Annotated in this window: 12 protein-coding genes; 3 read left to right on the forward strand and 9 right to left on the reverse strand. The window is 70.1% G+C overall.

Annotated elements, in window-relative coordinates; all coding sequences use genetic code 11:
* Positions 1-6: 6 nt before the first annotated feature.
* A complete protein-coding gene (locus EAS64_RS01315) occupies positions 7-588 on the reverse strand; it encodes a (2Fe-2S)-binding protein (protein WP_145850872.1) in 582 nt (193 codons plus the stop codon).
* A gap of 107 nt (positions 589-695) precedes the next feature.
* On the opposite strand from EAS64_RS01315, the gene EAS64_RS01320 reads away from it, so the two are divergent.
* Positions 696-1,145, forward strand: a complete 450-nt coding sequence (locus EAS64_RS01320) for an RrF2 family transcriptional regulator (protein WP_145850873.1) — start codon at positions 696-698, stop codon at positions 1,143-1,145.
* 123 nt (positions 1,146-1,268) lie between these two features.
* Here EAS64_RS01320 and EAS64_RS01325 read toward each other — a convergent pair whose 3' ends face one another.
* From EAS64_RS01325 to bioB, 8 genes are all read right to left on the reverse strand, one after another.
* Positions 1,269-1,682, reverse strand: coding sequence for a helix-turn-helix domain-containing protein (locus tag EAS64_RS01325; protein WP_145850874.1), 414 nt, complete (start codon positions 1,680-1,682; stop codon positions 1,269-1,271).
* 149 nt (positions 1,683-1,831) lie between these two features.
* Complete coding sequence (locus EAS64_RS01330; protein ID WP_145850875.1) at positions 1,832-2,338, reverse strand: CinA family protein; 507 nt, start codon at positions 2,336-2,338, stop codon at positions 1,832-1,834.
* A 20-nt stretch (positions 2,339-2,358) separates the two neighbouring features.
* Positions 2,359-3,012, reverse strand: coding sequence for a CDP-diacylglycerol--glycerol-3-phosphate 3-phosphatidyltransferase (pgsA, locus tag EAS64_RS01335; RefSeq protein WP_145850876.1), 654 nt, complete (start codon positions 3,010-3,012; stop codon positions 2,359-2,361).
* Between the two features lie 10 nt (positions 3,013-3,022).
* Positions 3,023-4,444: a 30S ribosomal protein S12 methylthiotransferase RimO gene (gene rimO, locus EAS64_RS01340; RefSeq protein ID WP_145850877.1), complete on the reverse strand. Its 1,422-nt coding sequence runs from the start codon at positions 4,442-4,444 to the stop codon at positions 3,023-3,025.
* Between the two features lie 102 nt (positions 4,445-4,546).
* Positions 4,547-5,302: a helix-turn-helix domain-containing protein gene (locus EAS64_RS01345; RefSeq protein ID WP_145850878.1), complete on the reverse strand. Its 756-nt coding sequence runs from the start codon at positions 5,300-5,302 to the stop codon at positions 4,547-4,549.
* Positions 5,303-5,438: 136 nt separating this feature from the next.
* Positions 5,439-9,887 (reverse strand): DNA translocase FtsK, encoded by a 4,449-nt coding sequence (locus EAS64_RS45440; RefSeq protein ID WP_187365610.1) that lies wholly within the window; start codon positions 9,885-9,887, stop codon positions 5,439-5,441.
* Between the two features lie 270 nt (positions 9,888-10,157).
* Positions 10,158-11,039 (reverse strand): GNAT family N-acetyltransferase, encoded by an 882-nt coding sequence (locus EAS64_RS01360; RefSeq protein WP_145850879.1) that lies wholly within the window; start codon positions 11,037-11,039, stop codon positions 10,158-10,160.
* A complete protein-coding gene (gene bioB, locus EAS64_RS01365; RefSeq protein ID WP_145850880.1) occupies positions 11,036-12,241 on the reverse strand; it encodes a biotin synthase BioB in 1,206 nt (401 codons plus the stop codon). The genes EAS64_RS01360 and bioB overlap by 4 nt, the downstream gene beginning before the upstream one ends.
* Positions 12,242-12,324: 83 nt before the next feature.
* Here bioB and EAS64_RS01370 point away from each other — a divergent pair, with 83 nt between their 5' ends.
* Positions 12,325-13,272: a D-2-hydroxyacid dehydrogenase family protein gene (locus tag EAS64_RS01370; RefSeq protein WP_145850881.1), complete on the forward strand. Its 948-nt coding sequence runs from the start codon at positions 12,325-12,327 to the stop codon at positions 13,270-13,272.
* 253 nt (positions 13,273-13,525) lie between these two features.
* Positions 13,526-14,620, forward strand: coding sequence for an acyl-CoA dehydrogenase family protein (locus EAS64_RS01375; RefSeq protein ID WP_145850882.1), 1,095 nt, complete (start codon positions 13,526-13,528; stop codon positions 14,618-14,620).
* The last annotated feature ends 4 nt before the right edge of the window (positions 14,621-14,624 follow it).

Here is a 14,624-nt window from a genome sequence, read left to right on the forward strand (position 1 = left end):
GCGGCGCTATCCTTCGGCCTCGCCGGGCGCGCCCGCGTCCGGTGTGCCAGCGTCCGGCGTGCCGTTGCCCGCTGCCCCGCCGTCCTGGTTCGCGGTGCGGCTCAGCCAGGCGGCGCGCGCGGCGGCGGCGACGATGTTCTGGTAGCCGGTGCAGCGGCAGATGTTGCCGGCCAGCGCGCGGCGGATGTCCGCCTCGCCGGGGTCTGGATCGTCGGCGAGGAGCTGGCGGACCGCCATCACCATGCCGGGCGTGCAGTAGCCGCACTGCAGGGCGTGCTCTTCCTGGAAGGCCTGCTGGATGGGATGCAGGCCGTCCGCCCTGTCCGCGTTGTCGGGGGCCAGTCCCTCGATCGTGGTTACCTCGTGACCGTCGGCCTGCGCCGCCAGGACCGTGCAGGACTTGACGGCGATGCCATCCAGGGCCACCGTGCAGGCGCCGCACTGGGTGGTGTCGCAGCCGACGTGCGTGCCGGTGAGGCGCAACTGGTCGCGGAGGAAGTGCACAAGCAGGGTGCGAGCGGCAACGGTGGCGGAGCGCGGAACGCCGTTGACCGTCATCTGGACGGGAACCTCCAGCGAAGCGGGCATTGCGGCCTCCTCTTTCGCTCGCCTAACTTCCAAATGCGAACGATTGCAGCCTAGTCCACAGCCGGTCGATGTCTCTATTCCGATCGGCAAGCTGCATAATGGCGGTCATGCGACTGTCCGCACGCGCCGACTACGCGCTGCGCGCCGCCATTGAGCTCGCGGCGGCGCAGGAAGGCCATGTCACGGCCGAGCAGCTCGCCCAGGCGCAGAACATACCGGGTAAGTTCCTCGAGACGATCCTGACGCACCTGCGGCGCAGCAACATCGTGCGCAGCCAGCGCGGGCCGGACGGCGGCTTCTGGCTGGCCAGGCCCGCGTCGGAGATCTCGCTCGCGGACATCATCCGCGCCATCGACGGCCAGCTGCTCGGCGTCCGCGGCGAGCGCCCGGAGAACGTCTCCTACCCTGGTGCCGCCGAGCCGCTGCAGCGGGTGTGGATCGCACTGCGCGCGAACGAGCGGGCCGTGCTCGAGACGGTGACGCTCGCCGACATCGTGTCCGGTGAGCTGCCCGAGCAGGTCGCCATCCTCGTCAACAGCCCGCAGGCCTGGGTCTAGGCCAGGTCCTGACGCGCCCGGCCACCCGGCCGGAGAATATCCGTAAGCTAATGGAAAGCCCCGCGCGCTGTGCTTAGGCACTAGCGCGCGGGGCTTTCGCTGCCTGTCTGCTGCGGCCGAAGGCTAAACCCCGACCACCGACGGGAACTTGTCGAGACCGTCAAGGCCGTCATCGAGATCGTCGTCGAGCGGCTCGGCCGCCTCGGGAATCTCCACGCCGGCCCGGTCAACCGGCAGCCGCTCGCTCGGAATCCGCAGGCCAGGCTCGCGCAGGGCGCCGGCGAGCACCGGCTCATTCTGCAGCTCGGCCAGGGCGAAGTTGTCGGAAACCTCGCGGAAGACCTGGGACAGCGGGGTGTCGAGCGCGGCGCAGATCGCCGCGAGCAGCTCCGAGGAGGCTTCCTTGCGGCCGCGCTCCACCTCGGACAGGTAGCCAAGGGACACTCGTGCGGACGCGGATACCTCGCGCAGAGTGCGGCCCTGCCTGACGCGCAGCCGACGCAGCACGTCGCCGAGCAGTTGACGAAGCAGTACCATCGTCGCACCCCTTTCTGAGCCGTAACCGCTTGCCGGTGTCTGGTGCCGAAGTTACCGGATCGCGATCTCGCTAGCTCCACCGTACCTGCCAGTACGGTGCGCCCGCGATACCACCACCTGGTGTGTTCGCTCCTGACGTAACGCTGTAATCACGGACACTCTTCCCTAAGTCGGCCTAGTAGCAAACCAAGTACCCGTTCCACAGTCAGTCTACGTACCTCGTCACGATTTCCCGGCACGGCCATCGTGCGGACCACCGTGTCGTCATCCAGGCTCACCGCGATGTGCACGGTGCCCGGCGGCTGCCCGTCCTGCGGGTCGGGGCCCGCCACTCCCGTCGTCGCCACGCCCACCGTGGCGCCCAGGCGGGTCCGCACCCCGGCCGCCATCGCCGCGGCCACTGGCGCGTAGACCGGGCCGTGCAGGTCGAGCATGTGCCCGTCGACGTCGAGCAGCCCCGCCTTGAGCTCAGTCGCGTAGGCGATGATGCCGCCGCGGAAGGCGTTCGACGCGCCCGGCACGTCGGTCAGCGCGGCGGCGACGAGACCGCCGGTGAGCGACTCCGCGGTGGCCACGGTCTGCCCGGACCTGGTGAGCAGCCCGATGATCTCGGCGGCCAGCTCACGGGCCTCCGGGCCAGCGACGCCATCTGCCATCTGTCGTCCTCCAGGACGGGTTACGAGTGCTCGTCCCCCCGAACGGTAACAGCCTCGTCGGAGACCGGGGCGCCGAGCGCCTCGTCCGGCGGCGGCTGATGCATCCGCACCGCGCGCACCACGTAGTCGACGCCTGTTACCAGCGTTACCACTAGCGCCGCGCCCATGACTATCTCCTTGGCCAGGGGAGGCAGGCCGGCCGACGGCGGCAGCAGGTAAAGCGAGATCGCCACGATCTGCAGCAGCGTCTTGAGCTTGCCGCCCTTGCTCGCCGCGATGACCCCCCGCCTGATCACGGCGAAGCGCATCACGGTGATGCCGACTTCCCTGACCAGGATCAGGCCGGTCACCCAGCCGGACAGCTCGCCGAGCGCCGACAGGGTGATCAGCGCAGCGCCGGTGAGCGCCTTGTCCGCGATCGGGTCCGCGATCTTGCCGAAGTCCGTCACCAGGCCGCGCTTGCGCGCCAGCTGGCCATCGAGGTAGTCGGTGACCGACGCGCCGAGAAAGGCGGCGAGCGACACGTACCGCCACGCGGTACTGCCATTTACCAGGCAGAGCACGAATACGGGAACGAGCAGGATCCGCACTAGCGTCAACACGTTGGCAACGTTGACGATTCCCGCGGGCTGTGCCGCCGCAGGCTGTGCCGCCGTGCCCTGTGCGTCGTTCACGGTGACCGGGTTACGCGCGGGCGACCAGGTCGGCGCCGTCTGACTCCACTACCTGCGCAGTCACCAGGTCGCCCGGGTGCAGCGGCCTGCTGGCGAGCAGTGTCACCGACCCGTCGACGTCCGGCGCCTGGTGCGCGGCGCGGCCCTCGTACCGGCCGTCACCGCTCACCTCCTCGACGAGCACCTCGACCGTCTCGCCCACCCGGTCGGCCGCGCGCTGGGCCATGACCTCCTCGGCGAGGGCGGCGAACTCGCTGACCCGGCGGGCCACCTCGTCCTCCTCCAGCTTGTCGGCGTCGTCAAAGCGGGCCGCCTCCGTGCCGTCCTCGTCGGAGTAGCCGAAAATCCCGATGGCGTCCAGCCGTGCCTCGCTCAGGAACAGCTCGAGCTCCCGCAGGTCGTCCGCGGTCTCGCCGGGGAAGCCGACGATGAAGTTGGACCTCACACCCGCGTCGGGGCTGAGCGAGCGGACCCGCTCTACCAGCTCGAGGAACCGGGGGCGGTCGCCGAACCGGCGCATCCGGCGCAGCACCGGGCCGCTGGCGTGCTGGAACGATAGGTCGAAGTACGGCACCACGCCAGGGGTCGACGTCATGACATCGATCAGTCCTGGCCGCACCTCGGCAGGCTGGAGGTAGCTGACCCTGACCCTGGCGATCCCGCCGACCTTCGCGAGTTCGGGCAGGACCGTCTCGAGCAGCCGCAGGTCGCCCAGGTCCTTGCCGTAGGAGGTCGAGTTCTCGCTGACGAGAACCAGCTCGCGTACGCCCTGGCTGGCCAGCCATTCGGCCTCGGCGAGCAGCGCTGGCGGGCGCCTGGAGACGAACGAGCCGCGGAACGACGGGATCGCGCAGAACGAGCAGCGCCGGTCGCAGCCCGAGGCGATCTTCAGCGGCGCCGCGACGCCGCCCGCGAGCCGCTTGCGGAGCACCGGGGGTCCGGAGGCGGGGGCGACGCCGGGCGGGAGGTCGGTGAGGTCGACCGTCGGCTGCGCCGCCTTGGCCGCGCGGGCTTCCTGACGGCTCACCGGGCTTACCGGCAGCAGCGTGCGCCGGTCCCTGGCCACGTGCGCGGGGCGCTTACGGCCGGCCAGCACGTCATCGAGCCGGCTCGAGATGTCGGAGTAGTCGTCGAAGCTGAGAACCTGCGCTTCGGGAAGTTCCTCGGCCAAGTCCGTGCCGTAGCGCTCGGCGAGGCAGCCGACCGCGGCGACCTTGGCGCCGGAATCTGCGGCGGCGAGCAGCTCGTCGATGGACTCCTGCTTGGCCGCCTGGATGAAGCCGCACGTGTTCACGAGGACGACGTCGGCATCCTCCCCCTCGCCCCGCAGCGACCAGCCGCCCGCCGCGAGACGGGCGGCGAGCTCTTCTGAATCCACTTCGTTGCGGGCGCAACCAAGCGTGACCAGGCTGACGGTACGGGAATTAGGCACATGCTGAGGGTACGTGATGACGGGAAACTCTATGTCAGCGGTTCCGCCTTGACGGACCCGGCCGCCGGTATTCCCGGCACCCGGCCGCGCCGCGGGCGGCGGTCAGCCGACAGTGACAGATGCGTTGTTGAGCGGGTTGATGCTCAGCGTGATCGGCACCGTGCTGTTGGTCTGCTGAGCCTTGCCGTTCACGGTCAGGTGAATGCCCGGCGGGTTGCCGAGCCTTATGGACACCTGCTTCTTCTCTATCCAGGTCACCGACTGCCCGGTCTTTACCACGCCCTGGTAGATCTGCTTGCCGGTGGTGGTGTTGGTCAGGCTGACCCAGCAGTCGGAGACGGCGGTCAGCTTGATCACCGCTTCGTTCTTCGGGAATGCCGGCTTGGCCTTCGGCGTGGCGGTGTGCGTCGGCTGCGCCGTCACCGTCACCACCGGGCGGACCGTGGTGGTGGCGTTCGGTGACGCCGCCGAGTGCGTGTCCCTGGTCGAGATGACGTGATACGCGCCATAGCCGGCCGCCGCGAGCACCGCCACGGCGAGCACGCGCCCCAGGTGCAGACGGCGCGGCTCGCGGATCTTGATCGGCGTGACCGGCTGGAAGATCTGCGACGCCCGCATGTTGCCTGGCGGACCGTGCTCCGCGTCGAACTCCCTGATCAGCGGCGCCGGGTCGACCCCGACGGCCTCGGCGATCGACCGGATGTGCCCGCGTGCGTAGAAGTCTCCGCCACACGTGGAGTAGTCACCCTGCTCGATGGAGCGGATGATCGACTCCCTGATCCTGGTCTGCTCACTGACCTGGGTGATGGTGAGACCGGCCTGACGTCGCGCCTCCGCCAAGGTGTCACCGATGCTCACGTCGCGCCTCCGGGAAAGGTCTCGTCCCTGAATCTGAACAGTTCTTACCCAGCGAAGTCAATTAGTCACTCGAAGTAATGCCTGATCGTCTCCGGTGGTCTCGCGACTCCCACGGCGCGCCCGCAGCCGGTCCCGCCTACCCGCCCCGGAGGAAGGTCAGCACCTCGCCGAGGTCATCCGGCCTCTTCAGGACGTCCCGCGCCTTGGAACCCTCGCTTGGGCCGACAATACCCCGGCTCTCCAGGAGATCCATGAGCCGGCCCGCCTTCGCGAAACCTACCCGAAGCTTGCGCTGGAGCATGGACGTTGAGCCGAACTGGCTGGTGATGATCAGCTCCGCGGCCGCGATCATCAGCTCGAGGTCATCACCCACCTCGGCGTCGATTTCCCTGGCCTTCTCGGGCGTCACCTGGACGTCCTGCCGGTACTCCGGCTGCCCCTGCTGCTTGCAGTGCTCGACGATGTCCCGGATCTCCTTCTCCGAGACGAACGCGTTCTGCAGCCGCATCGGCTTGGACGCGCCCATCGGCAGGAAGAGCGCGTCGCCCTGCCCGACCAGCTTCTCCGCGCCCGGCTGGTCGAGGATGACCCGTGAGTCGGTCACGGACGAGGTGGCGAACGCCAGGCGGCTCGGCACGTTCGCCTTGATCAGGCCGGTCACCACGTCAACCGACGGCCGCTGGGTCGCGATGACCAGGTGGATGCCAGCCGCGCGGGCCAGCTGGGTGATCCGGACGATGGAGTCCTCCACGTCGCGTGGCGCGACCATCATCAGGTCGGCGAGCTCGTCCACCACCGTGATCAGGTACGGGTAGGCCTCGTACACCCGCTCCGAGCCTGGCGGGGCGGTCAGCTTTCCAGCGCGCACCGCCTTGTTGAAGTCGTCCACGTGCCGGAAGCCGGACGCGGCCAGGTCGTCATAGCGCCGCTCCATCTCGCCGACCACCCATTCCAGGGCCTCGGCGGCCTTCTTCGGGCTGGTGATGATCGGCGTGATCAGGTGCGGGATGCCCTCGTAGATGGACAGCTCGACCCGCTTGGGGTCGATCAGGATCATCCGCACCTCGTCGGGCGTCGACCGCGCCAGGATGCTGGTGATCAGACCGTTGAGGCAGACCGAGTTATGGGTCGGGATGCAGGAACGACTGGCCAGGTATAGGTGACTGGGACTGCTCACCGCGATGCACTTAACTGGGACCGATTCGATCGGTCGTACATCGACTATGTACCGCTGGCGTGCCGTGCTCGTTGACTTGATCGCACGCTGCCTGGCTAGCTTGCGGCTGAGCCTGAACACTGGCTCATGCGGTGTGAAAGCGACCGTATACACAGTCGAGGTTTCTTCGCTGCGCCCCTTGCATGGCTTGCTACGCAGCGACGCCTTGTACCCGAGGCCAAGGACCAGTTCAAGCGTGTCTAGGGCGAGACGTTCGTTGGTCACGGAGAGCTCGACCGTGCCGGCCGGGCTGCAGTACCCGTCCGTGTCGAGCAGGCCTGCCAACAGGGCTCGGCGCTGGGAGATCGAGGCATGCAGGTAAGCCTCGGGAATGTGCTTCGACCCAACCTCACGCAAGATTTCACGCAAGGTGCGGTAGCGCTCATAGCGCGGCGAGGACGGCGTGAAGTCGCACTTACGCCCTTGCGGAAAACGCCCCCTCGCCGCCCGCAGGGTAGCGGAGAGGCCGACGCCCATGTGAGCCGCGGCCGCACCGACACCCATCCCTTGATCCGCCAGGTGAAGCGCGCCAGCGATGCGCTGTTCGCGCTCCGCGCCATTCGAGATCGTGTACTGCATCCGCGTACTGGGGTGATGCGTAACGCGATAGCCGTCGGCGCTGATCTGATCAAGGATCTCTTGATCAGTGGTTGTTATGTCAGCCCCTCCGGTTCTTCCGTCGCCAAGCCAGCAACCGAAGGTGTAGGGAGCGACCGCCAACTCCATCTCGGGGTAGTCGAGCGGTCCGCACAGCGCCACGGAATGGTTGGCTCTCCCCCGATGGCGTAGCGTGGCGGCGATCTCTTCGGTCGTGACTGGAGCCGTGTCAACGTCGCGGATGTGGCCGCTACCAGCGGGCGCCAGAACGCGCTCCGCGAGCGCAGGGTAGACAAGGTGGCTCGCATACCCCTGCGCCCAGAATCCGACCGATTGTCCGGCGCGCTGGTACGTGGGCCGGATCACGCGTCCGGCCCTCGGCACCTCCCTGAGTGCCCGGTACAGGACCTGCTGGAACTTCGCTCCGACATCCGCGAGAACCTCGCTCGTACCGACAAGACGATTCGGTTCGCCAAGCACCTGGGCCGCTCGCCCGGTGACGCGTGCGACGTCCGCGGCCGGCCAGTACGGTGTGCCCAGGGGCGGCCTGCCGCTTTGCTGACGTCCGGCTGCCGTATTGGTTCGCCAGAGATGCTCCGCGTCCGCCACGATAACGGTTCCGTCTGAGAACTCGACCTCGTAGCAGGGCCGCCCGTACATGACGGGAGTAGCGGCCGTGACGGTACAGGGCCGCCCGTGCTCATCAAAAACCTCGTCACCTACCTGGACATCGCCCATGGTGGTCCAGCCACGCGGTGTAGGAATTGGCGTATCGAGCGCCAGCGCCTTACCCGAGCCGGTCGCTCCGGCCACGAGCACGTGGGGCATCTTCGCCAGGTTGGCCAGGACGGTCTTGCCCTCCACGTCCTTGCCGAGTCCCACCACCATCGGGTGATGGTCGGCAAGCGCCACGTCGGAGCGGAGCATGTCGCCGAGGCTGACGATCTCCTTGTCGGTATTGGGTATCTCCACGCCGATCGCCGACTTGCCGGGAATGACCGGCAGGATCCGGACGTCGGCGGACTTGACGGCGTAGGCGATGTTCTTCGACAACTGGGTGACCCGCTCCACCTTGACACCCGGGTCGAGCTCGATCTCGTACCTGGTGACCGTCGGGCCGCGCGTGAACCCCGCCACCGTGGCGTCGACCTTGAACTGCTCGAACACGTCCTGCAGGTCGGCCACGACCTTGTCGTTGGCCTTGGTGCGCGCCTTGTGCGGCGAGCCAGGGCGCAGCAGGGCGGGCGGCGGCAGGGTATAGACGCCCGCCGCGGCGCCGCTCAGCGTGAGCTGCTCACCCGGCATCACCGGCGTGTGCGGCACCTGCCTGGGCGCCGCCGGCGGCGGCGCAACCGGCTCGGGCTCGGGGACGATCGGCTGGTAGGCGGCGGGCTGCTCCTCGGGCGCCGGCGCATGGCTGGTCTCGGTAGTGAACCCGAGGTCCTCGAGCAGGCTCTCGCCGATCCGCGCCTCGGGCATCCCCGGGGCGCCTGGACCGCCGGAGCCGCGGCGGCCGCCGGTGACCAGGACCTGGGGGTCGTACGGCTTGCGCTGGTCGCCAGACTCGAGCGCGCCCTTCAGCCGGATCGCGCCGCGGCCGATCTCGCGCCGCCGCCTGCCGGTGAGCGAGCCGTCCTCGTCCTCCTCCTCCGGCGGTTCCTCGCCGAAGTCCGCGTCGTAGGGCGCGTAACCGAACAGGGCGCGGAACTCCGCCAGCCTGGCCGGCACCTGGCGCACCGGCGTGCCGGTCATCACCAGCAGCCCGTAAGCGGCGAGCAGGCCGAGCAGCGGCGTGGCCACCCAGGCCGTCAGCCCCTTGTCGAGCGGCCACGAGGCGACCATGCCGACAAGGCCGCCGGCCGTTCGTACCGCGGGCCAGCCGCCTCCGGTGTGGCTCAGCGTCGGGACGCCCTTGGCGATGTGGAACAGGCCGAGGCCGCCGGCCATCATGGCCGTCAGGCCGATCTCGGCGGGCGGCAGCGCCGCGTTGCGGTCCGGGTGGCGCATGAACCGCCAGCCCAGCAGCGCGAAAAGGACCGGGATGGTGAACGCGCCCTCGCCGACAACAGAACTGGTCAGCGTGTAGATGCCCTCGCCGGCCGGGTTGTGCATCCGGGCCCAGATCGCCGCGGCGAACACGATCGCCAGACCCAGGCAGGCGAGGCCGAACCCGTCGCGCTTGTGATCCTCGTGCAGGTCTCTCGCGTTGCGGCCGAAGCGCCTGACGATTGAGCCGACGATCCCCGCGACCAGGAGCCAGACCATGGCGATCGCGCGCAGCAGCCACGCGGTGACGACGATGAGCAGGTTGTGCGTCGGCTGGCTGCTGGCGGGCGCCGCGCCCTTGCGCCCGGTCCCGCCGCCTCGTCCAGACCCGCCCGAGCGGCTCGCCGACGTGCCTCGGCCGCCTGCCGACCCGCGGCCGCCCCCCGAGCGGGCGGCGGGCTTGCCGGGCTTGCCGCCGCCGGTCCTGCCGCCGCCGCGATTGCCGCCCGCGGAGCCGCCGGCCCGGCCGCTGCTTGTGCCGCGGCCACCGGAGGCGCCGCCCCTCGATCCGCTGCCGCCCGAGCCACTGCCTCCCGAGCCACCGCCGCCAGCGGCACCGCGGCCCGCGCCGCCGGAAGTCCGGCGCGCTCCGCCGCTCCCCCGGGCGCCGGGCGGCGGCGTCGGGAGGATCACGTCGGGCGACTCATCGTTGTAATAGTCGCTGCCGACGGTGCTCGTCCGCCCGCCCCGCGAGCCTGACGAGCCCCTGGACCGAGACGTAGCCATGCTCTCAAACGTATCGAGTACCCCACCTGCGCCCAAGCACCCGCGAGCCACGGCGTGTCGTCACGACCGAAATGCCGGACACGCGCCGTGCGCGGCCCCACCACAAGACCCGTGTCCGACATTGTCCCATAGATGCCACCGGGCCAGAACGCAGGCGAGCTCGGCGGGTGGTGCAGTGGCGGGGTCGCGACGGCGGGCGCGGGTGAACCGCGGCTCGGTCACGGCGCTGGGGCGGTTCGAGACCGCTGGCGCGGCGGTACCGCGGGGCGGTTAGGGCGCCGTGGCTGGGCCGATGCGGTAGTGGTAGCGGTGCGAGTAACGGAAGCCGTTGCGCTCGTAGAGCGACTTGGCGGGGTCGTTGTCGGTCTCGACCTGGAGGAAGATCCGGTGCACGCCCCGCGTCGCCGCCTGCGCGAAGACCTCGCGGGTGAGCGCGCCGCCGAGGCCAGCCCGCCGGTGGGTCCTGGAGACCTCGACGGCACTGACCCCCGCCCAGCCCTCCGCTAGCGACAGACGGGCGATCGCCGCGACATCATCGCCGGAACGGATGCTGAGGAAGACCTGCCCGGCCGCGGATGTCAGCACCGAGCGGGCGACAGGGGGCGGGCTGTCCCCTCCCCGGTAGTGGTAGGTGCCCAGCCAGGCCTCGTCGGGGACCGGGTCGGCGCGGAACTCCAGTCCCGCGGGCAGGCTGGCCGGCCTCTTATTGTCCGGCCTCATGTTGCCCGGCCCCGTGTTGCCCGGCCCGTTGTTGCCCGGCCCCGTGTTGTCCGGCACGGCAGCGTCGTGGATGTCGGCGACCATGACGTAGGCGGGTCTGCCGCGATCGGGCCAGGACCGGCGCACGAGCTCGGCGTCGAGCGCGCCGGCCGGCGAGGCGGGGTCCAGCGAGGCGGGATCGAGCGGCACCGGCAGCGCGATCATCGGACGCAGACCGCGGTCGGCGTACCAGCGGGTCACGTAGTCGACCGCCGCGCCGAGCGGCAGGCCGGGGTCGCCGAGCGGCAGGGCGGAGTTGGCGCGGCCGGTGAAGCCGTCCGCCGCGCGGAGCAGCCACTGGCCAAGCCACTCCTCCTCGGTGCCGCGCCAGTGCGCGGCCGCGACACGTTCCAGGTCGGTGATCCCGGGTTCGGGAAATACGGCCGCGGTCATGCGTTGGCGGGGAGGGTCGTGCCGGCACCGCGACGGCGGATGCGCACCGCGTCCGGACCGGCTGCGGCCGGGTAATCCGGCGCAGGCGGTGATCCCGGCGCAGGCGGTGATCCCGGCACAGGCGGTGATCCCGGCGCAGGCGGTGAATCCGGTGCTGAATCCGGCGCGGGCGGGGACTGCGGCAGGCTCCTGAGCGCGGCCGCGAGTTCGCCTGGCTTGTCTTCCGCGCCCTCCACGGTGAAGCCCGCGTCGGCGATCATCGCCAGGTCGGCGGCGCCCGGCTGGCCCTCGCTCGTCAGGTAGTCGCCCAGGAAGATCGAGTTGACGATGTGCAGGGCGAGCGACTGCAGGGTGCGCAGGTGAATCTCCCTGCCGCCTGCCAGCCGGACTTCCGCGTCCGGGCAGACGAAGCGGACCATCGCGAGGATGCGCAGGCAGCGGTGCGGCGTCAGCTCCCACCTGCCAGCGAGCGGCGTGCCGTCGAACGGTATGAGGAAGTTGACCGGGACCGAGTCCGGGTTCATGGCGCGCAGCGCGAACGCCACGTCCACCAGGTCCTCGTCCGTCTCGCCCATGCCCGCGATCAGGCCGGAGCAGGGGGACAGGCCGGCTGACTTGGCCGCTTCGACCGTGGCCACCCGGTCGGCGTACTCGTGCGTGGTGCAGATGTCCGCGTAGTGGCCGCCCGAGGTGTTCAGGTTGTGGTTGTAGGCGGTGGTTCCCGCCGCGGCGAGCCGCTCGGCCTGGCCGCCGGACAGCAGCCCGAGGCAGGCGCAGACCTCGACGTCCGGGTTGCGGTCCTTGAAGGCGGACACCGCCGACGCCACCCGGTCGATGTCTCTGTCGGTCGGGCCGCGGCCGCTTGCCACCAGGCAGACCCGGCGCGCGCCGCCGGCCACGCCGGCCTCCGCCGAGGCGATGACGTCGTCGGTCTTCAGCCAGGTGTACTTGAGGACGTCCGCGCTAGAGCCTGCCCGCTGCGAGCAGTAGAAGCAGTCCTCAGGGCAGAGTCCCGACTTGATGTTGACCAGGTAGTTCAGCTTGACCCTGCGGCCGAAGAAGGCGCGCCTGACGCGGAACGCCGCCGCTACCACGTCGAGCAGGTCGTCGTCGGGCGACGCGAGCACTGCCAGGGCTTCCTCGCGGGTGGGGAGTTCCCGGCTGAGCGCCTTATCCGCGAGCCGGTCCAGATCTAGCGTCATGCCACGACCGTAGCAGCGCGGCTGGACGGGGCAAGAGGATGCGATGGCCGATAGAGTCAGCCGCAGTCGTTCGGAGGTCTGCCTTGAGGATCGCGATACTCGATGACTACCAGCAGGTGGCGCTGAGCTGTACCGACTGGCGCCCGCTACACGCGGAGATCGTCACGTTCTCCAGCCACATCGCCGATACCGGGGACCTCGTGGCCGAACTGCGGCCGTTCGACGTGATCGTGGCGATGCGCGAGCGGACGCCGTTCACCGCGGAGCGGATCGCGCTGCTGCCGAACCTGCGGCTGCTCGTCACCACCGGGATGCGCAACGCGTCGATCGACGTGGCCGCCTGCGCGGCGGCCGGGGTGACCGTATGCGGCACCGGGGGCAGCCCGGGCGCAACCCCGGAGCTGACCTGGGCGCTGATCCTCGCGGTGACGCGGCACGTCGCCGAGGAGGACGCCGCCATCAGGCGCGGCGGCTGGCAGCACACGATCGGGTACGGGCTGCGCGGCCGGACGCTCGGCGTGGTCGGGTTCGGAAACATCGGGCGGGCCGTGGCCCGGATCGGGCAGGCGTTCGGCATGGACGTGATCGCGTGGAGCAAGCACCTGCGGGACGAGACCGCCGTGACGGCGGGCGTCACCGCGGTCGGCAAGGAGGAGCTGTTCACGCTGGCCGACGTGGTTACCGTGCACTACAAGCTCAGCGAACGGTCGACCGGGCTGATCGGCGCGCGTGAGCTTGACCTGATGAAGCCGACCGCGTTCCTCGTTAATACCTCGCGCGGACCGATCGTCGATCAGGACGCGCTGCTCGCGGCGCTGGAGGCCGGCGATATCGCGGGCGCCGGCCTCGACGTCTATGACGAGGAGCCGCTGCCCGCCGGGCATCCGCTCCGCTCCGCGCCGCGCGCCGTACTCACGCCGCACCTTGGGTATGTGACCGATGATGGCTATCGGATCTTCTACACGGAGGCCGTCGAGGACATCGCTGCCTTCGCCGCGAGCCGGCCGGTTCGCGTCATCGAGCCGGCCTGACTCCGCGCACCGCAGTGACACCGCGCGCCGTCGCGTGCCCCGCCATGCACCGCACATCGTTCGGCCGGAGCATCCGGCGGGGCGGCCAGTAACAGACTTTTCCTACTGATTAAGTTGACTTTAGATCCGCCAACGTGATGTGATTAACACTGCGTTCCTGAACCGGTCAGCCCTGGCGCTGCCAGATTCGCCGGAAAGGAGGCAGGATGGTAGCAGGCGCACCGCGCAGACCACAGGGGGGAGGACCGGGCCCATGGCGACGATCAGGCCCCGCGATCTGCTCCCCGATTCCCTGCTCGAGAGCCTCGCGGGAACCGCGCCGGCCGCTGAGGCGCGCAGCGCGACCAACGACGAGCTGATCACCGATATCGGCACGCTCGCCGACGTCGGTTACCTGAAGGTCGCGCTCCCCGAAGAGTTCGGCGGTCTTGGCTGTACCCTCCGCCAGGCCGCGTGCGGCCAGCGGCGGCTCGCCCGCTATGCCCCGGACACGGCCCTCGCGGTCAGCGCCCATCTGTACTGGACCGGCGCGGCGGCCGACGCCTACCGGGCAGGCGACGCCTCGGCCCGCTGGATCCTGCTCGAGGCCTCGCGCGGCGCCCTGTTCGCCGGCGGTCACGGCGGCGTGTCCGGCGAGATCGGCGGCGACCTGCGGTTCGCCGACCACCGGTCGGTATGCGAGTCGACAGCGGAGAATGGCTACACCTTCGGCGATCCCGGCGTGCTGTCCACCATGACGCCGGCCTGGGACTGGGTCGCGGTGCACGCGGTGCACCAGGCCGCGCGGCCGCAGGCGGTCATCGCGTTCACGGGGCGCGGCGGGCTGGGCGGGCCGCCGCTGCGCGTCGCCCGGGTGGCGTCCATCGGCACGCCAGAGGACGTGTTCACCACGAGCGCGCTCACCTGGGGGCACTCGATCCTGGCGAGCGTGCAGTACTCCGACGCCAAGCGGGTGTTCAACGCCGCGATCACCGCCTACGCCGAGGCGGCCGTGTCGGACGACGCGGGCTTGGCCGGCATGGGCATCGGGGGTATCGGGGGGCTCGCTGCGGACGTGGCGCGCGTGCCCGGCCAGGGCGGCACCGGCACCGGCACCGGCGGCTCAGGACGGCCGGGCGGGAGTTGGCCGGTCGCCGAGGCGGGAACCAGGCTTGCAGCGATGAAGAACAAGATCGCCGAGATCACGCACCCCTGGCCACTCATACCGCCGGCCACGCCGGACCTCGGCGGGCAGCACCTGATCAGCCTCTACGCGATGCGGCACGAGGTCGCCGAGGGCGCCTCCCGGGTGCGGGACCTGATCGCGCAGATCGCCGGCGGCACCAAGTTCCGGCTGCGCGCCATCTGACGCT

The organism is Trebonia kvetii (assembly GCF_007827045.1).
GTDB lineage: Bacteria > Actinomycetota > Actinomycetes > Streptosporangiales > Streptosporangiaceae > Trebonia > Trebonia kvetii.